Genomic DNA, 19354 nt, shown 5'->3' on the forward strand with positions numbered 1-19354 from the left:
CCCTTAATTTAATATGTAAAATTGCACTTCTATTCACTGTAAATCCCCCCCGCCCCTCATGCATCAAATCGTTATCCGGAGTTCAGCATTCCGACAGACCGGCGGGCACGCGTGGGTACGACAAAAGGGGCCGCTTACCGGACCCGGCGGAGTCCGGTAAGCGGCCCCTTTAAAGAGCCTTTGGCCTATCAGGCCTCAGTGCGCTGAGCCGGAATCCCGGCCAGCAGAGCGCGCACCTCCGCCTCACGGTAACGGCGGTGACCGCCGAGCGTGCGAATCGACGTCAGCTTGCCGGCCTTGGCCCAGCGGGTGACCGTCTTCGGGTCCACGCGGAACATGGTGGCAACCTCTGCCGGCGTCAGCAGCGGCTCAGCATCAGGGGTACGAGCGGTCATGAGCGGCCTCCTCGGGAGAACCGAACCAGGGCGGTTCTATCCTTCAAATTCTGCACCTTGGCCCGCGATGCCCGAAATGGCATAGACGGGCCGAGTCGGTTATAGGACGAACGGCTTGTCCTGGTGTCTACAACTACACCATCCGTCCAGCCCTATCGACCAAACCGCCAAAATTGACCCCTCACGGGTTCAAGGCCGACGGATGGCGATGGACCACCCCATAACGGACAGTCACGCGACGATGACGTCAGGTTACGAAGGGACCAGACCCTCCGTTTCCCCGCAAAGCACGCATCGACTCCAGAACCACCCAAAAGTGGGCACGCTCACGTGAAGTTGGGCTGGTTGTCCCATTTTTGCACATAGGGGTAAGTTCGCGTCAACGGTGAGTAGTGTCACGTTCGGCAGCTATTGACCCGAACCGGGACCTTGGTCATCGGCGCTGCGGTCCCTAGGACTCTTACAGTCATACACGGGCGGTCGGACGTCAGTTCGCGTACCGCAACGCCAGCACCCGCCGCCACCGCACCGTCAGTTCCTCGTGGACCCGCAGCGCCTCCGCGGTGTCCCCCGCCCGCAGTGCGCGCAGCCCCTCCTCCAGCTCCCCCGCCGAACGGTCCGCCAACAACCGCTCCGGCCCCAGCAGATGCACCAGCCCCCCGTAGTCCAGTTCCACCAGCGAGCGCGGATGGAACTCCTCCAGCCACCGCCCGACCCGCTCCGCCCCCCGTGCCAGCTCCCCCTCCGGCACCGCCTCGCGCAGCGCCCGGTAGGCCCGCGCCACCCGTCGGCGCGCCTGGGCCATCGGCACCAAGTAGAACAGTGCGGCCGGCCGGCCGCCCCGCTCCCCCTCCCCTCCCGGCACCTCACCACCCGGCACCCCACCGCCCGGCGCCGCCGCGCCGCCGGGAACGAAGCAGCGGTCCTCGTCCCCGAACGGCAGGAACCAGCGCACCGGCACCTCCCAGCGGCTGGTGAGGATCCACGGCCGGGCGTCCGGGTGCTCCGCCCGCCAGCGCTCCCGGTCCGCCTCCGCGGCCGCCCGGGTCGCGGGCGGCAGCGCGGTGTCCAGCAGCGCCACCGGCGCCCCGGCCCGCAGCTCCTCCAGCGCCTGCCAGCTGCGCAGCCTGGTCGCCCACGGGCAGACGTACAGCACGCCGTCCACCACCCGCAGGTACGCCCGCCCGCTCTCCCGCTCCGGCAGCGCCCGGGGCGTCCGCGCGACCAGCTCCGCGAGCGCCTCCCGCTGCTCCTCCAGCACCGCCGCCGCGACCGGCTGCGCCGCCTCCCCGGCGTCCGGCCCGCGCTCCGCCGCGTAGGCCTGCCAGCGCGCCCGCTCGGGCTCCGGGTAGGCGGCCAGCGGCTCGTAGACCCGCAGGTGGGCGGCGTAGGGCGGCTGTACGGCAGTACGCACGACGGTCACGTCCTGCATGGTCGCACGGGCCGCGCGGGCCCGGGAGGGCGCGACCCCGAACCGTTCGCACCCCGACCGTGCACCCCCCCTTTCGTCTCACCCCTCGGACAACCGGCACAAGCTCGGACAAGAGGGCGGATCCGAGACGCCCACCCGACTACGCTTCGCCTTAGGCGCCCGCACCACAGCAGCGGGCCTTCGATACTGGAGTCACCACAGTGACCGACGTACAGACCCCCGCCTCGCACCCCGCACCCGGCGTGCTCAGCAGGATCTTCCGTACCGAACAGGACGGCGCCCCCGGCGACGGCCACGAGCAGGTCGTCCTGTGCCACGACCGCAGCTCGGGCCTGAAGGCCATCATCGCCATCCACTCCACCGCCCTGGGCCCGGCCCTCGGCGGCACCCGCTTCTTCCCGTACGCCTCCGAGGAGGCGGCGCTGGAGGACGCGCTGAACCTCTCCCGCGGCATGTCCTACAAGAACGCGCTGGCCGGGCTGGACCTCGGCGGCGGCAAGGCCGTCATCATCGGCGACCCGAACAAGGACAAGAACGAGGCGATGCTCCGGGCCTACGGCCGCTTCGTCGAGTCCCTGCGCGGCCGCTACATCACCGCCTGCGACGTGGGCACCTACGTCCAGGACATGGACGTCATCGCGCGCGAGACCGAGTTCGTGACCGGCCGCTCGCCCGAGCACGGCGGCGCCGGCGACTCGTCCATCCTGACCGCCTTCGGCGTCTTCCAGGGCATGCGCGCCACCGCCCAGGCGCGCTGGGGCCAGCCGACGCTGCGCGGCAAGCGGGTCGGCGTCGCGGGCGTCGGCAAGGTCGGCCACTACCTGGTCGGCCACCTGGTCGCGGACGGCGCCACCGTCGTCGTCACCGACCCCTTCGAGGCCGCCGTCAACCGCGTGCGCGCGGCCCACCCGGACGTGGAGGTCGTCGCCGACACCGACGCCCTGCTCCAGGCCAAGCTGGACGTCTACGCCCCCTGCGCCCTCGGCGGTGCGCTGACCGACTCCGTCGTCGCCGCGCTGGGCGAGTTCGGCACCTCGATCGTCTGCGGCGCGGCCAACAACCAGCTGGCCCACCCCGGCGTCGAGAAGGACCTCGCCGACCGCGGCATCCTCTACGCCCCCGACTACCTGGTGAACTCGGGCGGCGTCATCCAGGTCGCCGACGAGATCGACGGCTTCAACTTCGAGCGCGCCAAGAACAAGGCCACCAAGATCTTCGACACCACCCTGGAGATCTTCACCCGGGCCGCCACCGACGGCATCCCGCCGGCGGTCGCCGCCGACCGCCTGGCCGAGAAGCGGATGCGCGAGATCAGCGCGCTGCGCACCGTCCTGCTCCCGGGTGCCCGCCGCGGCTGATCCCGCCGCCGCGACCGACCCCGGATGCGCGGGGGGCTGCCACCGCGGCCCCCCGCGCATCACGATGTGGAACCGGATTCTCACTTCTGCGCCCGATCGGGTGATCCGACGCCCCCTAAGGGGGGATAATCGGTCCTGGAACGACGGACCCAAGACACCTCTGGACAGCGCGCAAATCGCCGCAAAACCTCCCCTGACCTGGGAAGACCTGGTCTCGGGTGCGGTCGGTGCGCGCCACGTCACACCGACGACGTACCGTCCAGCGGCGGAAACAGGTACCGTTAATGCTCCAAGGGACGGTCCTCCCATTCGGGCAGGCCGGTCCTGATCATGAACACGTGTCAGACTCGGGGCCGTGAGCCCCATCGTTGAGGGGGTCGACCCATGGGGCGCGGCCGGGCCAAGGCCAAGCAGACGAAGGTCGCCCGCGAGCTGAAGTACAACAGCGGCGGGTTCGACGCTAACCGTCTGTCCAACGAGCTGGGCGTATCGCCGTCCACCGCTTCGATCGACCCTGAGCCGATCGAGGAGGAGGAGGACGACGACCCGTACGCGGAGTACGCCGCCCGCTACGCCGACCTCGACGACGAGGACGACAACGAGCCGGGCACCGGGGCCTCGCAGGCCTCCCGCCGCTCGTAACAACAGCTTCGCCGGACCGGTCCGGGCGCCTGGGCGCCGGGCCGGTCTTCGGCGTTCCCGCTGACGGGAGGGGCTCGCGCCGGCCGTCGGACGACCTCCACGGGATGCGAGAGGGCCCCTCCGGCGACCGGAGGGGCCCTCTCGTCGTCCGGTCCGGATCAGACCGTCCGGAAGCCCTCGTAGGCGTTGTAGAGGGCCGCGCCGCCCTCGTGCCCGTCGGTGCGCTCGACGATGTCGCCGAGCAGCCAGGCCTCGACGCCGCGGTCCTCCAGGATCGACAGCACGGCGTCCACCGAGTGCGGCGGGACGACCGCGACCATGCCGACGCCCATGTTGAGCGTCTTCTCGATCTCCAGGGTGGCCACGTTGCCGACCTCGGCGACGGTCCGGAAGACCGGCAGCGGGGTCCAGGTGCCGCGGTCCAGGCGGGCGTGCAGGCCGTCGGGGACGACCCGGGCCAGGTTGGCCGCCAGGCCGCCGCCGGTGACGTGCGAGAACGCGTGGACCTCGGTGGCGCGGGTGAGCGCCAGGCAGTCCAGCGAGTAGATCCGGGTCGGCTCCAGCAGCTCCTCGCCGAGGGTGCGGCCGAACTCCTCGACCTTGCGGTCCAGCTTCCAGCCGGCCTCGTTCAGCAGCACGTGGCGCACCAGCGAGTAGCCGTTGGAGTGCAGGCCGGAGGCCGCCATCGCGATGACCACGTCGCCGGCCCGGACCCGGTCCGCACCGAGCAGCGCGTCGGCCTCGACGACACCGGTGCCGGCGCCCGCCACGTCGTACTCGTCCGGGCCCAGCAGGCCGGGGTGCTCGGCGGTCTCGCCGCCGACCAGGGCGCAGCCGGCCAGCGCGCAGCCCTCGGCGATGCCCTTGACGATCGAGGCGACCCGCTCCGGGACGACCTTGCCGACGCAGATGTAGTCGGTCATGAACAGCGGCTCGGCGCCGCACACCACCAGGTCGTCGACGACCATGCCGACCAGGTCGTGGCCGATGGTGTCGTGCTTGTCCATGGCGGCCGCGATGGCCACCTTGGTCCCCACGCCGTCGGTGGCCGAGGCCAGCAGCGGGCGCTCGTAGTTCTTGAAGGCGGAGACGTCGAACAGGCCGGCGAAGCCGCCGAGACCGCCGACCACCTCGGGGCGGTTGGCCTTCTTCACCCACTGCTTCATGAGCTCGACGGCGCGGTCGCCCGCCTCGATGTCGACACCGGCGGCGGCGTAGGTGGCGCCGTTCTGGTTGGAGCTGGTCACTGCGGTGCGGCCCTTCCGGGTCAGGTGGGGGTGGTTCGGATCAGCGGGGGCTGGAACGACGGTGGGGCCCCGGGTTCCGGGACCCCACCTGAGGCACTACGGGCGGCGCAGCGCGTCGGCCGCGCCCGCCCCGCCGAGCAGCGACTGGACGCCGTCCAGGTCGCTGCCGCTGGTCGGCTTGCCGCGGACGGCCGGCTGCTGCTGGCCGCCCTTGATCTCGGCCTCCAGCAGGAGCTTGCCGAGCAGCGCCGGGTCCGGCAGCTCCATCGGGTACTCGCCGTCGAAGCAGGCCCGGCAGAGCCTGTCCTTGGGCTGCTTGGTGGCCTCGATCATGCCGTCGATCGAGATGTAGGAGAGCGAGTCGGCACCGAGGGTGCGACCGATCTCCTCGATGGTCATGCCGTTGGCGATCAGCTCCGCGCGGGTGGCGAAGTCGATGCCGAAGAAGCAGGGCCACTTCACCGGCGGCGAGGAGATCCGGATGTGCACCTCGGCGGCGCCGGCCTCGCGCAGCATCTTCACCAGCGCGCGCTGGGTGTTGCCGCGGACGATCGAGTCGTCCACGACCACCAGGCGCTTGCCCTGGATGACCTCGCGCAGCGGGTTGAGCTTGAGGCGGATGCCGAGCTGACGGATGGTCTGGCTGGGCTGGATGAAGGTGCGGCCCACGTAGGCGTTCTTCACCAGGCCGGAGCCGTACGGGATGCCGCTGGCCTCGGCGTAGCCGATCGCGGCGGGGGTGCCGGACTCGGGCGTCGCTATCACCAGGTCGGCCTCGACCGGGGCCTCCTTCGCCAGGCGGCGGCCCATCTCCACGCGGGAGAGGTGCACGTTGCGGCCGGCGATGGAGGTGTCGGGGCGGGCCAGGTAGACGTACTCGAACACGCAGCCCTTGGGCTTGGCCTCCGCGAAGCGGGAGGTGCGCATGCCGTTCTCGTCGATGGCGATGAGCTCGCCGGGCTCGACCTCGCGGATGAAGGAGGCGCCGCAGATGTCGAGCGCCGCCGTCTCGGAGGCGACCACCCAGCCGCGCTCCAGCCGGCCGAGCACCAGCGGGCGGATGCCCTGCGGGTCGCGGGCGGCGTAGAGGGTGTGCTCGTCCATGAAGACGAGCGAGAACGCGCCCTTGACCTTGGGCAGCACGACCTTGGCCGTCTCCTCGATGGAGAGGTCCGGGTGGCCGGCGAGCAGCGCCGTCACCAGGTCGGTGTCGTTGGTCGCCGCGGTCCGGCCGGAGCGCGAGACGTGCTCCTCGCCGGGCAGGTCGGCGACCATGGCCGCCAGTTCGGCGGTGTTCACCAGGTTTCCGTTGTGCCCGAGGGCCAGCGAACCGTGCACGGTCGCCCGGAAAGTCGGCTGGGCGTTCTCCCAGACCGAGGAACCGGTGGTCGAGTAGCGGGCGTGTCCGACGGCGATATGCCCGTGCAACGACCCCAGTGAGGCCTCGTCGAAGACCTGGGAGACGAGTCCCATGTCCTTGAAGACGAGAATCTGGGAGCCGTTGCTCACTGCGATGCCCGCGGATTCCTGACCGCGGTGCTGCAGGGCGTAAAGGCCGAAGAACGTGAGCTTGGCGACCTCCTCGCCGGGAGCCCAGACACCGAAGACGCCGCAAGCGTCCTGGGGGCCTTTCTCGCCGGGAAGAAGATCGTGGTTGAGTCTTCCGTCACCACGTGGCACGTCTTCGAGTCTAGGGCAGTCGGCACGGGCTTCCGGAACCCGGGATGCCGGGATTGTCGGGCGGTCGACGAGTAACGCGCGTAGACAAAACCCCTTACGGGGTGGGGATTTCGGCCCGGTGGAATTCCCGCGGGTGGCGGTTGGCCTTGTGGTTCGCGCCTGTTGGGGAGTTCCGTGTGCGGAGCGGCGGGTATCGGGGTGCAGCCGAACGTGAGCCTGCTCACCCGGCGTTCACCGCAGCTTCACGCGGCCGGGAGCAGCAGTCCCCAGGCGCCCGGGTGCACCGTCCAGGTCCGGGCGCGGACCGGGCCGACCGGGTGGCCGTCCGCCTCGTAGCCGAATCCGCGGCCGGCCACCGAGACGCTCGCCGCCCGGGCGCGCACCAGGGCACCGGAGACCCGGACCACGACCTCCATCTCGCCCGTGCCGTCCGAGGCGCCGGACGGCAGGGTGACCTGGACCAGTCGGACCGGGCGGTGGACGTCGGCGAGCAGCCGGCCGTCGGCCTCGACCCGGACCCGCGGGCTGCGGTCGGCGCTCTCCGGAGTGAGTGCGTTCGCCTGCTCGGCCGCAGCCAGTTTCGCCCATAGCGAACGCCAGCCACCCGTACGGCTCACCAGCCGGCGCGCGCCGCCGCCGGTGATCCGCACCCCGCCCAGCGCCACCCCGCCGCCGTCGTCCACCAGCAGGTCCAGCCGACGCGGCGCACCCGACAGCACCGCCCGCGCGGCCCGCACCGGCTCCCCCGGCACGCCGAGCGCGCGGGCCGCCGCCAGCTCCTCCGTGCGACCGACCGGAACCATCCCCACCGGTTCCGCGCCCAGCTCACGCTGCCGATGCAGCGCCTGCAGCACCCGCTGCAAGGCGAGGTCGGAACCGATCACCACCGGTCGCCGCCGACCCCGGTGCGAAAGCACCCGGTCGAGTTCGGAAGGGTTCTCCGGGTAGACCACCTTGACGTCCGCGCCCCCGCAGAGCACGTCCCTCGCGATCCGCACCGACTCGCCGTCGGTCTGCCGGGCCACCGGGTCGAGGAGCAGCAGGAGCGGCTCGGAGCCGCCGGTAGCAGGCGTGGACAGGGACGACACGACCGGTCCTTCCTCAGGTAATCTCTCGGTGCAAGAGCCCCTTGCGCCATTGCGCCAGGGGCTTCGTCTATCTCGGGGCAGACTGCGGCCTACGCAGGATGCCCCAACCGGAAGGGGTGTACGCCTGTGCCGGCACTCGTGCTCGTTGGCGCTCAGTGGGGGGACGAGGGCAAGGGGAAGGCCACCGACCTCCTCGGCGGCTCCGTCGACTACGTCGTCCGCTACCAGGGCGGCAACAACGCCGGACACACGGTGGTCATCGGCGACCAGAAGTACGCCCTGCACCTGCTCCCCTCCGGAATCCTCAGCCCGAACGTCACGCCGGTGATCGGCAACGGCGTCGTGATCGACCCGGCCGTGCTGCTCTCCGAGCTGGCCGGCCTCAACGAGCGCGGCATCGACACCTCCAAGCTGCTGGTCTCGGGCAACGCCCACCTGATCACGCCGTACCACCGGACCCTGGACAAGGTCACCGAGCGCTTCCTCGGCAAGCGCCGGATCGGCACCACCGGCCGCGGCATCGGCCCGACCTACGCGGACAAGATCAACCGCGTCGGCATCCGGGTCCAGGACCTGTTCGACGAGTCGATCCTGCGCCAGAAGATCGAGGCGGCGCTGCACGACAAGAACCAGATCCTGGTCAAGCTGTACAACCGCCGCACCATCCCGGCCGACCTGGTGGTCGAGGAGTACCTGGGCTACGCGGAGAAGATCAAGCCGTTCCTCGCCGACACCACCCTCGTCCTGGACGAGGCGCTGAAGGCGAACAAGGTCGTCCTGCTGGAGGGCGGCCAGGGCACCCTGCTCGACGTCGACCACGGCACGTACCCCTTCGTGACCTCGTCGAACCCGACCGCGGGCGGCGCCTGCACCGGCGCCGGCATCGGCCCCACCAAGATCGACCGGGTCATCGGCATCCTGAAGGCCTACACCACCCGCGTCGGCTCCGGCCCGTTCCCGACCGAGCTGTTCGACGCGGACGGCGAGGCGCTGCGCCGGATCGGCGGCGAGCGCGGTGTCACCACCGGCCGCGACCGCCGCTGCGGCTGGTTCGACGCCGTCATCGCGCGCTACGCGACCCGGGTCAACGGCCTCACCGACTTCTTCCTCACCAAGCTCGACGTGCTGACCGGCTGGGAGCAGATCCCGGTCTGCGTCGCGTACGAGATCGACGGCAAGCGGGTCGAGGAGCTCCCCTACAACCAGTCGGACTTCCACCACGCCAAGCCGATCTACGAGACGCTGCCGGGCTGGAGCGAGGACATCAGCAAGGCCAAGTCCTTCGCCGAGCTGCCGAAGAACGCCCAGGCGTACGTGAAGGCGCTGGAGGAGATGTCGGGCGCGCCGATCTCCGCCATCGGCGTCGGCCCGGGCCGGGACGAGACGATCCAGATCAACTCGTTCATCTGAGCCTGATCGCCCGAGCCTGATCGCCGCTCGACCACCGGAGGGCCCCGCGGGATTCGTCCCGCGGGGCCCTCTGTTTCGCCCACGCGCGGGCATTTGCACTAGTGCAGAAACCTATTGCATCTAGTGCAGAGCGGCGCTACGTTCGGATCATGACCGCGAAGCTGCCCACGCCCGTCACCCTCACCGGCCGCCACATCCGCCTGGAGCCGCTGGAGCGCCGCCACCTCGCCGACCTCTGGGCCACCGTCGGCTCCGACCCCGAGGTCTGGCGCTGGACCATGACCCTCCCGCCCGCCTCCGAGGAGGAGCTCGGCAGGATCCTCGACGCCCGCATCGCGGAAGCCGCCGCCGGCACGTCGGTGCACTTCACCGCCGTCGACCTCGCGAGCGGCACCGCCGTCGGCATCACCGGCTACCACGACTTCAGCGCCGCGGACGAGTCCGTCGAGATCGGCGGCACCCTCTACGCCCGCTCGGTGTGGCGCACCGCGGTCAACACCGAGGCCAAGCTGCTGCTGCTCACCCACGCCTTCGAGGACCTGGGCATGGGGCGCGTCTTCTGGAAGACCGACGCCCTCAACGAGCGCTCCCGCACGGCGATCCTGCGCCTCGGCGCACAGTTCGAGGGCGTCCTCCGCCGCCACCGCCTGCGCCCCACCGGCACCTGGCGGGACAGCGCCTACTTCTCGATGCTCGCCGACGAGTGGCCGCCCGCCAAGTCCCGCCTGGAGGACCGGCTTTCGCGGGGCTGACCGCTGGGCCGACGACGGGACCGACGGCAGGGCCGACGGCGGCTCAGGCCGCCGGCAGGCCGGTCGAGGTGCCGTCGTCGGCGGGGAACAGGGCGGCGGACCGGCCGCTATTTCCGCTCGCCGCCGACGGAATGGCCGGCCGCGATCCCGCGCTTCGCCGGGCGGGGTTCGCGGGGCTGGAGGGTGACCAGCCAGACCAGCCAGCCGACGAAAAGGACCGCGAGGAGGAGTACGGACAATGCGGCGACCAGGAGCGCATTCACGGGGATACGGAAATGCGGCGGGAAGGGTGGGGACGTCGGGGAAGACGGAGAGGCGAGGGAAGCGGCATGGCTGTCTCCGGTCGGTGATGTCGGGTGCCGTGACCATGCATCTGGTGTGTCATTACGGCTGATTGGCACTTGTTTAGACGGCAACAAGTCAGTGAGTGACACGGACGACCATAGGGTCAGGGTGCCAGAGTTGCTACCGAGCGGGAGAACGTTCACTCCATCGTGGGGTATCCCCCATTTCGGTAGCTAGGCCCCGGTATGCGCGGCACACTTCACCGGAAGCATCGACCGCAGCCGCGATCCGGAGAAGAGAGTCATGCCACCCCGCTTGTCGCCGACCGTGCGCCAGCAGCGCCTCGGGATCGAGTTGCGCAAGATGCGCGAACACGTGGGCGTGACGCCCAAGACCCTGGCCGCCACCATCGGCACCGACCTGCCCAAGATCTCCCAGATGGAGAACGGGAAGTCGGGCATCAGCGCCGAGCGCCTGCGGATCTGGGCCCACACCTGCGGCTGCGAGGAGGGCCCGTACCTCGACGCGCTGCTCGCGATGACGCAGGACCGGCGCAAGTACTGGTGGGACGGCTACCGCGGCCGGCTGCCCGGCGCGATCATCGACATCGCGGAGATGGAGCACCACGCGGCCTCCCTGTCCATCCTGAACAGCACCTTCATCCCCGGCCTGTTGCAGACCCCGGCGTACGCCGCCGCGGTGTTCGAGCGCCTCCCCCCGCAGTACCGGCAGGAGGCGGACGTCCGGAAGGCATTCCGGATTCGGCGCCAGCAGATCTTCGTCGACCACCCGAAGCCGTACAGCGCATTCCTGCACGAGTCCGCCCTGCGCATGCAGTTCGGCGGTCCGGAAGTGCTGCGCGAGCAGTTGCGCAGCCTGTCGGAGAATTCCGAGCGGCCCGGGGTGGAGATCCGGGTGATCCCGTTCAGCGTCCCCACCTACACGGGGTCCGGGGAGAGCCTCTACCTCGCCCGTGGGCCGGTCCCGGAGCTCGACACCGTCCAGATCGACCTCTCCCACGGTCCGAAGTTCGTGCACTCCGAAGCGGAATTGGACTCCTACCGCCGGATCAAGGAGAAGACCGCGGCGATCGCGCTCGGGCCGGACGAGTCCCGGGACTTCATCCGGACCTTACGGAAAGACTTCTCATGAGCATGTGGCGCAAGGCGTCGGCCAGCGGAGAGAGTACCGACTGCGTCGAGGTCAGGGCGGCGGGCGGGCTGGTGGAGATCCGCGAGTCGGACCGGCCCGAGGTGGTCGTGCGCACCACGCCGCGCAAGTGGGCCGCCTTCGTGCGCGGGGTGAAGGCCGGGGAGTTCGACCGGTACGGCGACCTCCCCCGGCCGTGACACCGGCCGTCGACCCGGACGTGACGGCGGCCGTCCGGACCCGCGGCGGCGGTAGGCTTGGCAGCCCACAGTGGACCCCTGCGCCTGGCACAGCACCCCGGGTGGGGTGCGCGTGCGGGAGAAATCGGAGCATCCGAGGATGGCTCGGCACCTGATCACCAGCGCCCTTCCCTACATCAACGGGATCAAGCACCTGGGCAACATGGTCGGGTCCATGCTCCCGGCGGACGTCTACTCCCGCTACCTGCGCCGGCGCGGCCACGACGTGCTGTTCATCTGCGCCACCGACGAGCACGGCACCCCCGCCGAGCTGGCCGCCAAGGACGCCGGGCTGCCGGTCGCCGAGTTCTGCGCCCGGGCGCACGACGCGCAGAAGGCGGTGTACGACGGCTTCGAGCTCTCCTTCGACCACTTCGGCCGCAGCTCCTCGCCGCAGAACCGGGAGATCACCCAGGAGATCGCCCGCGAGCTGCAGCGCAACGGCTTCATCGAGGAGCGCGCGATCCGCCAGGTGTACTCCAACGCCGACGGACGCTTCCTGCCGGACCGCTACATCGTCGGCACCTGCCCGCACTGCGGCTACGACAAGGCGCGCGGCGACCAGTGCGAGAACTGCACCCGGGTGCTCGACCCGACCGACCTGCTGGAGCCGCGCTCGGCGATCAGCGGCAGCTCCGACCTGGAGGTCCGGGAGACCAGGCACCTGTTCCTGCTCCAGTCGAAGCTGACCGAGGAGGTCGAGGCCTGGGTCGCCGCGCACGGCGACGAGTGGCCGGTGCTGGCCTCCTCGATCGCCCGCAAGTGGCTGACCGAGGGCCTGCAGGACCGCGCGATCACGCGCGACCTGGAGTGGGGCGTCCCGGTGCCCGCCGACGTGTGGCCCGAACTGGCCGCCGAGGGCAAGGTGTTCTACGTCTGGTTCGACGCCCCGATCGAGTACATCGGCGCCACCAAGGAGTGGGCGGACGCCGCCCCGGCCGGGCAGCTGCGGGACTGGAAGTCCTGGTGGTACGAGGCCGACGAGACCGTCCGCTACACCGAGTTCATGGGCAAGGACAACGTCCCGTTCCACACGGTGATGTTCCCGGCGACGATCCTCGGCTCGCGCCGCCCGTGGAAGACGGTCGACTACGTCAAGGCCTTCAACTGGCTGACGTACTACGGCGGGAAGTTCTCCACCAGCCAGAAGCGCGGCATCTTCAGCGACGTCGCGCTGGAACTGCTGCCCGCCGACTACTGGCGCTACTTCATGATGGCGCACGCGCCCGAGTCGGACGACTCCAGCTTCACCTGGGACCTCTTCGCCTCGGTGGTCAACAAGGACCTCGCCGACACCCTCGGCAACTTCGTCAACCGGGTGCTCACCTTCAGCCGCAAGCGCTTCGGCGACGACGTCCCCGGCGGCCACCCGGCCGGCGAGGCCGAGCAGCGCCTCGGTGAGCAGGTCGCCGGGCTGCTCGCCGAGTACGAGACGCAGCTGGACGCCCTCAACTTCCGCAAGGCGGCGCAGGCGCTGCGCGCGCTGTGGAGCGCCGGCAACGCCTACCTGGACGAGAAGGCGCCCTGGCTGCAGGTGAAGACCGACCCGGAGGCGGCGGCGCTCACCCTGCGCACGGCGATGAACCTGATCCACCTGTACGCGGTGGTGTCGGAGCCGTTCATCCCGGCCGCGGCGGCGGCCATGCGCGGGGCGTTCGCACTGCCCGCGGACTCCCCGGCGGCCACCCGCAGCTGGGTGGGCCGCGAGGAGGCGCGGGCACTGGACCTGGTGCCGGCCGGGACGGCGTTCACCGTGCCGCCGGTGCTGTTCGCCAAGATCACGGACGAGGACCTGGCGGCCTGGACGGCGCGCTTCGGCGGCTCGGAGAGCTGAGGACGGCACGACGCGGCAGGGCCCGGAGGATCACCTCCGGGCCCTGCCGCGGCCGGTACGGCCTCCACCCGGGTGCGGTCTCCTCCGGTGCGCGCCCGGCCGGTCAGCCGATCAGGTCCAGCGCGCCGGTCCCGGTGAGGTCGTACGCCCCGGCGAGGAGCAGGAAGAGCAGTGCCGCCAGCGTCAGCCCGGTGTAGTGCAGCCGGCCGAACAGGGTCCACCAGCGCCCGCGCCAGGCCAGCACCGCGCAGAGCGCCATCCCGAGGGCGAGCACCAGGGCGGACACGACCAGCACCGGGACCACGGTCAGCAGCGGCGAGTCGCCCAGGAACAGCGTCTGGTTGAGCGCGTTGGAGTCCGCCGTCAGCAGGGCGAAGCAGCCGGTGGCGGCGACCAGCAGCGCCCCGGTGGCCCAGCCGAGCAGCCGGACGGCGGGCCGGTCGGCGCGGCCCCTGCGCCGCACCAGGCGGACCGCCGCGGCCACCGGCCAGCCGATCAGGGTCAGCACGAGGACGGTCAGGCTGCCGACCGCGATCAGCCGGTGCAGACCGGGCGCCTGGTACCAGGAGAGCCGCTCGAAGGCGATGGTCGGGTCGGAGTCGGTGAGCAGGGAGACGATGTCGCCGTCGGAGCCCGCCCGGAAGGCGATCCGGGCCGTGCCGCCGACCTCCTGGAACAGGCCGGGCTCGATCTGCTCCCAGTGCGTCTCGCTCACCTGCGGGTCCCGGCCGACCGGGCCGGTGACGGTGAGCCGGCCGTGCTCCGCGGTGACGTGCAGGGAGGCCATCAGGGCGGCGGCCCTGGTCAGTTCGGAGTGGCTGGTGCGGGTGGAGCGGTAGTCGCCGGTGTAGGCGTCCAGCCCGCCGGTGACGGGCGCGGTCGCGGCGGCGGCCGGGGCGGCCGGGTAGAAGCGGTCGACGAAGGCGTTGAGCACCTGCTGGGTGGCCCAGCCGCCGGTCGAGTCGGTGCCGTCGCCGTTGAGCGTCACGTAGAGGCCGACGCCGCGCTGCGGCAGCAGCGCCAGGTTGCTGTGGAAGCCGGGCACGTCACCGTCCTTGACCAGCAGCTGCTCGCCGTTGCGGGTGCGCTGTTCGAGCAGGTAGGCCATGCCGGGCAGCCGCGGGTCCGGGCCGTAGTGGCGGGCGAGCAGCTGCGCGGCCATCGCCGGGTCGAGGATCCGCCGGCCGTCCGCACCGCCCTGCGGGAGCAGGGCGACCAGCAGCTTCGCCATGTCGGCGGCGGTGGTGACGGCGGCGGCGCCGGTCGGGGTCCACGGGCCGTAGAGCCCCTTGGTCTCGGTCTGGCCGTCGCCCTCGGGGCGGTGGCCGTGGGCGAGTTCGGCGTCGACGGCGGCCGGGTGGGGCTGGGTGAAGGTGGTGCGGTCCATGCCGAGGGGCTGCAGGACGTGCTGGGCGACGTACTCGTCGAAGGGCTGTCCGGAGACCACCTCGACCAGGTAACCGGCGAGCGCCACACCGTAGTTGTCGTACGCCGCGGCGGTGCCGGGGGGCCGGACCCGGTCGGGCTGGTGGGCGGCGAGCGAGGCGCCGAGGCTCCCGCCGTGCTCGGGGCCGGCCTCGGCGAGGCCCATGAAGGTGTCGTCGAAGCCGCCGGTGTGGGTGAGCAGGTTCTCCACGGTGACCGGCCGGCCGGGGTAGCCGTCCCTGATCCGGAAGCCGGTCAGGTAGCGGTTGACGTCGGCGTGCAGGTCCAACTTCCCTGCCCCGACCTGCTGGAGGACGGCGATCGCGGTGAAGACCTTGGCGTCGGAGCCCATGAAGAAGGCGGTCCGGGCCGGGTCGACCGGCTTGCCGGTCCGCACCTCCGCCACGCCGTACCCGCCGGAGAAGACCTCGCGACCGCCGGCCGCCACGGTCACCGCGGCGCCCGGGATCCGGTGGTCGGCGAGCAACTGCGGGACGAGCCGGTCGAAGAGGGCCCTGACCGCGGCGGTGTCCGGCGGTGCGGGCGCACCGGAGCCACCCGGCGCCGAACCGAAGCCACCCGCCGCCGAACCGAAGCCACCCGCCGCCGGCCCGGTGGCGGACCCGCCGGCCGCGTGGGCCGGGGTGAGGCCGTAGAGGAAGAGGCCGAGGGCGGCCAGGACCAGGATCAGACGGATCAGCGGACGACGGGCGGCGGGGCGCTTGGGCATGGCGAACTCCCTGGACGGAAGGCGTGGTTGTGGAAGCTCGGAGACCCCGTGGCGGGCCGCTTCCCGATGCCAGGACACTAGGCCGGGGGCCGGACGCCGTGGCATGGTCCCTGGGCGTCGATCGGGGGGTGTACCCAGGTACCCCCGACAGGGGTCCGGGGACCAGTGATCCCCCCGGGGGAGTACGGCAGTCTGGGTGACCGAAGGGCAGGGACGGCGGCCGCGAGGCCGGCACCGAGGGGGAGGCACGGTCATGGACGGCACCGACGGCACCACGGTCGGGAACGAGGAGCGCGACACCCGGAGGGACCCGATCGACTTCCTGCGCACGGGCGTACGGGACATGCTGCGCAGCGCGGCGCTGTCCTGGTTCGCGCTCCCGCAGCTGCTGCTGTCCGTCGCCGCCTCCGTCACCGCGAGCCTGCTGGGCCTCGGCGTGGGCGCGCTGCTGGTGGTGCCGACCGCGATGCTGGTCCGCCGGCTCGCCGGAATGCGGCGGGAGCTGGCCGAGCGGTGGTCCGGCGTGCGGATCCCCGACCCGTACCTGCCGCAGCCCGAGGCCGAACCGGGCTTCCGCGGCGACTGGAAGCGCTGCCTGGCGCTGCTGGCCGACCCGGCGACCTGGCGGGACCTCGCCTGGCTGGTGGTCGACCCGGCGATCGGCGCCGGACTGGCGCTGGTCCCGATCGGGCTGGTGCTCTGGGGCGCGTTCGGCCTGCTGCTGCCGTGGCTCTGGGAGCCGATCGTCTCGGCCGGCGGCAACACCTGGTACCTGTGGATCCACGTGACCGACGCCGCGAGCGGCCGGCTCTGCGCCGTGTTCGCCGTCCCGCTCGCGCTGGCCGGCCTGGCCGTCGCGCCCGCCGTGCTGCGCACCCACACCGCGCTCGCCAAGTCCCTGCTCGGTCCGAGCCCCCGTGCCGAGGCCCTGGCCGCCCAGCGCAAGGTCGCCCACCTGACCGAGACCCGGCGCGACGCGCTGACCACCCAGGCGGCCGAACTGCGCCGGATCGAACGGGACCTGCACGACGGCGCGCAGGCCCGGCTGGTGGCCATGGGGATGAACCTGGGCGTCGCCGAACGGCTGGTCGAGCGCGACCCGCAGGCCGCCAAGCAGCTGCTCGCCGAGACCAGGCAGGCCTCCGCCAGCGCCCTCGACGAACTGCGCGACCTGGTCCGCGGCATCCACCCGCCGGTCCTGGCCGATCGCGGACTCGCCGATGCCGTACGGGCGTTGGGCATGAACAGCCCGCTGAACGCGACGGTCTCCGCCGAACTGCCCGGCCGCGCCGAGCCGCCGGTCGAGTCGGCCGTCTACTTCGCCGTCTCCGAAGCGCTCACCAACGCCGCCAAGCACTCCGGCGCCGCCCGGGTCGACGTCCAACTCTGGTACGAGGACGGACTGCTGAAGGCCCAGGTGACCGACGACGGCGCCGGCGGCGCCGACCCCTCGCGCGGCACCGGCCTGCGCGGCATCGAACGGCGGCTTGCTACCTTCGACGGCGTCCTGGCCGTCCGCAGTCCGCTCGGCGGCCCCACGACCCTGACGATGGAGCTGCCGTGCGAGTTGTCCTCGCCGAGGACCTCTTCCTCCTGAGGGACGGTCTGGTCCGGCTGCTGCAGGCCTACGACTTCGAGGTCGTGGCCGCGGTGGACACCGGACCGGACCTCCTGCAGGCCCTCCTCACCGAGCGCCCGGACGTGGCCGTCGTCGACGTGCGGCTGCCCCCGACGTTCACCGACGAGGGCCTGCAGGCCGCCCTGGAGGCGCGGCGGCGGATCCCGGGGCTGCCGGTGCTCGTGCTCTCCCAGTACGTCGAGCAGCTCTACGCCAAGGAGTTGCTCGCCGACGGCAGCGGCGCGATCGGCTACCTGCTGAAGGACCGGGTCTTCGACCCCGACGAGTTCGTGGCGACGGTCCGGCGGGTGGCGGCCGGCGGCACCGCACTGGACCCGAAGGTGATCGCCATGCTGGTCAGCAACACCGAACGCACCAAGCCGCTGGACCGGCTGACGCCGCGCGAGCGCGAGGTGCTGGAGCTGATGGCCGAGGGCCGCTCGAACGGGGCGATCGCCGAGCGGATGGTGATCACCGAGCGGGCGGTGAAGAAGCACACTGCCAACATCTTCCTCAAGCTCGACCTGCCGCCCTCCGAGGAGGACCACCGGCGGGTGCTCGCGGTGCTGGCCTTCCTGGACGTCGCGCCCTGATCCGACACGTGAGCCGCGCTACCCGGCCGTCTCCGCGGCCAGCCAGTCCAGGTAGCCGGGACTGCCGGCCACCACCGGCACGGCGATCACCTCGGGCGTCGCGTACGAGTGCCGCCCGGCGACGAAGGCGCCGAGCCGGTCGGCCAGTTCGGCCCGGGTCTTGAGGTCGATCCGCCACTCCTCGGCGTCCTGCACCTCGCCCTCCCACCAGTACACCGACCGCACGGGGTACACCTGGGCGCAGGCCGCCAGCCGCTCCCGCACCACGGCGGACGCCAGGGCCCGGGCCTGCTCCTCGCTCTCGTGGGTGGTGGTCACCACGACGAAGCGCTGCTCGCTCGCTGTCATGCCCCGACGGTATCCCGGCCACCGCCGGCCGGACGGCCCGTGCGGAGCGTCCGTCCGGTGGTGGCGGCCCGGTGGCGGCTGCCCTTCGGGGCGGCCGTCACCGGGCGGCGGCGGTCAGGCCCGGCGGGCCGTGTGGACGGTCATGGCGGAGAGGTAGAAGGCGTCCGGACGGTGGAGGATGCCGGTGGGGGCCTCCTCGTCGAGGAGGGCTTCGAGGGTGTCGCGGTCCTCCGGGAGGAGGCTGTCGGCGAGCTGGTCGTGCAGGCGGCGGAGCTGGGTGTGCAGGTACTCCCGGGTGGGGCGGTCGAGCGGGGCGGGGCGGTCGACCAGGAAGGTGCGGGTGCCGCTCGGGGTCAGACCGGCGCGCTCCAGCATGGCCGGCCAGTCCTCGATCTCCGCGGTGCTGCCCGGCAGTTCAGCCCGCATGGTGCTGAAGCCGTCCTCGTGCGCCGCGTCCAGCCGGGCCTGGAACCCGGGCCGGCCGAGGCCGAAGTCCCGGGGCAGGAAACGCGCGGGCAGGCCGCGCTCGGCGACGGCGAGCAGTCCGCCCGGCCGCAGCACCCCGGCGAGGGAGGCGAGCCCGGCCTGCTGGTCGCCCAGGTGGTGGATCGCGTTGCCGGACCAGATCAGGTCGGCCTCGCCGAGCTTGTCGAACTCGGCGGGCAGATCGACCTGCCGGGTGCCCAGCCGGCCGCCGGAGCGGATCCGGGCGCGCTCCAGCAGGGCGGCCGACTGGTCGACGGCCACCACCTCGGCCGTGGTGAAGGTGTCCGCCAGGATGCCGGCGATCACCCCGGGCCCGCTGCCGACGTCGAGGATCCTCCGGACGGCGCCGGCCGTCCCGTCGCCGGCCAGGCCGGACAGCCACCGCGCGGCCTCGGTGACCGCGCCGGCGCGCAGGTCGGCCTCGTGCTCCAGGTGCGCGGCGAGCGCGTCCCAGTCGAAGTCGGCGGCGGGGACGTTCCCGTGGCCGTGGCCGTGCTGGTGCCCGTGCTGGTGGTGGTGCGAGGTCATGTCCGATCTCTCCGTTCGTGGGTGCCGAAGGCCTCCCCGCTCACGCGGGCACCGCGGCGCCGGACGCGCGGTGGGGGCGCGGTGCCCGTCCGCGGCCCTCCTCCGCCAGGCTGCG

General features: G+C 71.9%; 18 protein-coding genes. 9 read left to right on the forward strand and 9 right to left on the reverse strand.

Annotated elements, in window-relative coordinates:
- Positions 1 to 188: 188 nt before the first annotated feature.
- Both bldC and ACIRST_RS36195 read right to left on the reverse strand, forming a co-directional pair.
- Entirely contained in the window at positions 189 to 395 is a 207-nt protein-coding gene (bldC, locus tag ACIRST_RS36190; protein WP_014137253.1) for a developmental transcriptional regulator BldC, read from the reverse strand.
- Positions 396 to 882: 487 nt separating this feature from the next.
- On the reverse strand, positions 883 to 1827 hold the full coding sequence (locus ACIRST_RS36195; RefSeq protein WP_402807905.1) for a hypothetical protein: 945 nt from the start codon (positions 1825 to 1827) through the stop codon (positions 883 to 885).
- A 200-nt stretch (positions 1828 to 2027) separates the two neighbouring features.
- On the opposite strand from ACIRST_RS36195, the gene ACIRST_RS36200 reads away from it, so the two are divergent.
- Both ACIRST_RS36200 and ACIRST_RS36205 read left to right on the forward strand, forming a co-directional pair.
- Positions 2028 to 3185 (forward strand): Glu/Leu/Phe/Val dehydrogenase dimerization domain-containing protein, encoded by a 1158-nt coding sequence (locus ACIRST_RS36200; protein ID WP_396551191.1) that lies wholly within the window; start codon positions 2028 to 2030, stop codon positions 3183 to 3185.
- Between the two features lie 384 nt (positions 3186 to 3569).
- On the forward strand, positions 3570 to 3827 hold the full coding sequence (locus tag ACIRST_RS36205) for a DUF3073 domain-containing protein (RefSeq protein ID WP_350523757.1): 258 nt from the start codon (positions 3570 to 3572) through the stop codon (positions 3825 to 3827).
- Between the two features lie 158 nt (positions 3828 to 3985).
- Here ACIRST_RS36205 and purM read toward each other — a convergent pair whose 3' ends face one another.
- The 3 genes from purM to ACIRST_RS36220 form a co-directional block, all read right to left on the reverse strand.
- Positions 3986 to 5074: a phosphoribosylformylglycinamidine cyclo-ligase gene (gene purM, locus ACIRST_RS36210; RefSeq protein ID WP_402807908.1), complete on the reverse strand. Its 1089-nt coding sequence runs from the start codon at positions 5072 to 5074 to the stop codon at positions 3986 to 3988.
- A 96-nt stretch (positions 5075 to 5170) separates the two neighbouring features.
- Positions 5171 to 6754, reverse strand: a complete 1584-nt coding sequence (purF, locus tag ACIRST_RS36215; protein WP_402807911.1) for an amidophosphoribosyltransferase — start codon at positions 6752 to 6754, stop codon at positions 5171 to 5173.
- A gap of 242 nt (positions 6755 to 6996) precedes the next feature.
- Entirely contained in the window at positions 6997 to 7842 is an 846-nt protein-coding gene (locus ACIRST_RS36220; protein WP_402807914.1) for a diacylglycerol kinase, read from the reverse strand.
- A 126-nt stretch (positions 7843 to 7968) separates the two neighbouring features.
- Here ACIRST_RS36220 and ACIRST_RS36225 point away from each other — a divergent pair, with 126 nt between their 5' ends.
- Together ACIRST_RS36225 and ACIRST_RS36230 are read left to right on the forward strand one after the other, a co-directional pair.
- Positions 7969 to 9252, forward strand: a complete 1284-nt coding sequence (locus tag ACIRST_RS36225; protein WP_350523753.1) for an adenylosuccinate synthase — start codon at positions 7969 to 7971, stop codon at positions 9250 to 9252.
- A 149-nt stretch (positions 9253 to 9401) separates the two neighbouring features.
- Positions 9402 to 10004, forward strand: a complete 603-nt coding sequence (locus ACIRST_RS36230) for a GNAT family protein (protein ID WP_350523752.1) — start codon at positions 9402 to 9404, stop codon at positions 10002 to 10004.
- Between the two features lie 107 nt (positions 10005 to 10111).
- Here ACIRST_RS36230 and ACIRST_RS36235 read toward each other — a convergent pair whose 3' ends face one another.
- Entirely contained in the window at positions 10112 to 10267 is a 156-nt protein-coding gene (locus ACIRST_RS36235; protein ID WP_350523751.1) for a hypothetical protein, read from the reverse strand.
- 325 nt (positions 10268 to 10592) lie between these two features.
- Between ACIRST_RS36235 and ACIRST_RS36240 the strand changes: the two genes are divergently transcribed.
- The 3 genes from ACIRST_RS36240 (at position 10593) to metG (ending at position 13511) form a co-directional block, all read left to right on the forward strand.
- Positions 10593 to 11441, forward strand: coding sequence for a helix-turn-helix transcriptional regulator (locus ACIRST_RS36240; RefSeq protein ID WP_350523750.1), 849 nt, complete (start codon positions 10593 to 10595; stop codon positions 11439 to 11441).
- A complete protein-coding gene (locus ACIRST_RS36245; protein WP_350523749.1) occupies positions 11438 to 11638 on the forward strand; it encodes a DUF397 domain-containing protein in 201 nt (66 codons plus the stop codon). Before ACIRST_RS36240 ends, ACIRST_RS36245 begins: the two co-directional genes overlap by 4 nt.
- 139 nt (positions 11639 to 11777) lie before the next feature.
- Positions 11778 to 13511, forward strand: a complete 1734-nt coding sequence (metG, locus tag ACIRST_RS36250) for a methionine--tRNA ligase (RefSeq protein ID WP_402807918.1) — start codon at positions 11778 to 11780, stop codon at positions 13509 to 13511.
- 103 nt (positions 13512 to 13614) lie between these two features.
- Here the strand turns inward: metG and ACIRST_RS36255 are convergent, their stop codons facing one another.
- Entirely contained in the window at positions 13615 to 15666 is a 2052-nt protein-coding gene (locus ACIRST_RS36255; RefSeq protein WP_402807921.1) for a serine hydrolase domain-containing protein, read from the reverse strand.
- A gap of 253 nt (positions 15667 to 15919) precedes the next feature.
- On the opposite strand from ACIRST_RS36255, the gene ACIRST_RS36260 reads away from it, so the two are divergent.
- Together ACIRST_RS36260 and ACIRST_RS36265 are read left to right on the forward strand one after the other, a co-directional pair.
- Positions 15920 to 17263 (forward strand): sensor histidine kinase, encoded by a 1344-nt coding sequence (locus ACIRST_RS36260; protein ID WP_402807924.1) that lies wholly within the window; start codon positions 15920 to 15922, stop codon positions 17261 to 17263.
- Entirely contained in the window at positions 17227 to 17877 is a 651-nt protein-coding gene (locus ACIRST_RS36265; RefSeq protein WP_350523745.1) for a response regulator transcription factor, read from the forward strand. Before ACIRST_RS36260 ends, ACIRST_RS36265 begins: the two co-directional genes overlap by 37 nt.
- An 18-nt stretch (positions 17878 to 17895) precedes the next feature.
- Here the strand turns inward: ACIRST_RS36265 and cutA are convergent, their stop codons facing one another.
- Complete coding sequence (gene cutA / locus ACIRST_RS36270; RefSeq protein WP_350523744.1) at positions 17896 to 18225, reverse strand: divalent-cation tolerance protein CutA; 330 nt, start codon at positions 18223 to 18225, stop codon at positions 17896 to 17898.
- Between the two features lie 114 nt (positions 18226 to 18339).
- Entirely contained in the window at positions 18340 to 19239 is a 900-nt protein-coding gene (locus ACIRST_RS36275; RefSeq protein WP_350523743.1) for a class I SAM-dependent methyltransferase, read from the reverse strand.
- Between the last annotated feature and the right edge of the window lie 115 nt (positions 19240 to 19354).

The sequence above is a fragment of the Kitasatospora sp. NPDC101447 genome, assembly GCF_044767225.1.
GTDB lineage: Bacteria > Actinomycetota > Actinomycetes > Streptomycetales > Streptomycetaceae > Kitasatospora.

Bases quoted from the DNA above. Each gene is read 5' to 3' on its own strand.
- metG (WP_402807918.1), top strand. From the start codon at position 11,778: ATGGCTCGGCACCTGATCACCAGCGCCCTTCCCTACATCAACGGGATC.
- ACIRST_RS36195 (WP_402807905.1), bottom strand. From the start codon at position 1,827: ATGCAGGACGTGACCGTCGTGCGTACTGCCGTACAGCCGCCCTACGCC.
- bldC (WP_014137253.1), bottom strand. From the start codon at position 395: ATGACCGCTCGTACCCCTGATGCTGAGCCGCTGCTGACGCCGGCAGAG.
- ACIRST_RS36255 (WP_402807921.1), bottom strand. From the start codon at position 15,666: ATGCCCAAGCGCCCCGCCGCCCGTCGTCCGCTGATCCGTCTGATCCTG.
- ACIRST_RS36275 (WP_350523743.1), bottom strand. From the start codon at position 19,239: ATGACCTCGCACCACCACCAGCACGGGCACCAGCACGGCCACGGCCAC.
- ACIRST_RS36245 (WP_350523749.1), top strand. From the start codon at position 11,438: ATGAGCATGTGGCGCAAGGCGTCGGCCAGCGGAGAGAGTACCGACTGC.
- ACIRST_RS36240 (WP_350523750.1), top strand. From the start codon at position 10,593: ATGCCACCCCGCTTGTCGCCGACCGTGCGCCAGCAGCGCCTCGGGATC.
- ACIRST_RS36230 (WP_350523752.1), top strand. From the start codon at position 9,402: ATGACCGCGAAGCTGCCCACGCCCGTCACCCTCACCGGCCGCCACATC.
- cutA (WP_350523744.1), bottom strand. From the start codon at position 18,225: ATGACAGCGAGCGAGCAGCGCTTCGTCGTGGTGACCACCACCCACGAG.
- ACIRST_RS36260 (WP_402807924.1), top strand. From the start codon at position 15,920: ATGGACGGCACCGACGGCACCACGGTCGGGAACGAGGAGCGCGACACC.
- ACIRST_RS36205 (WP_350523757.1), top strand. From the start codon at position 3,570: ATGGGGCGCGGCCGGGCCAAGGCCAAGCAGACGAAGGTCGCCCGCGAG.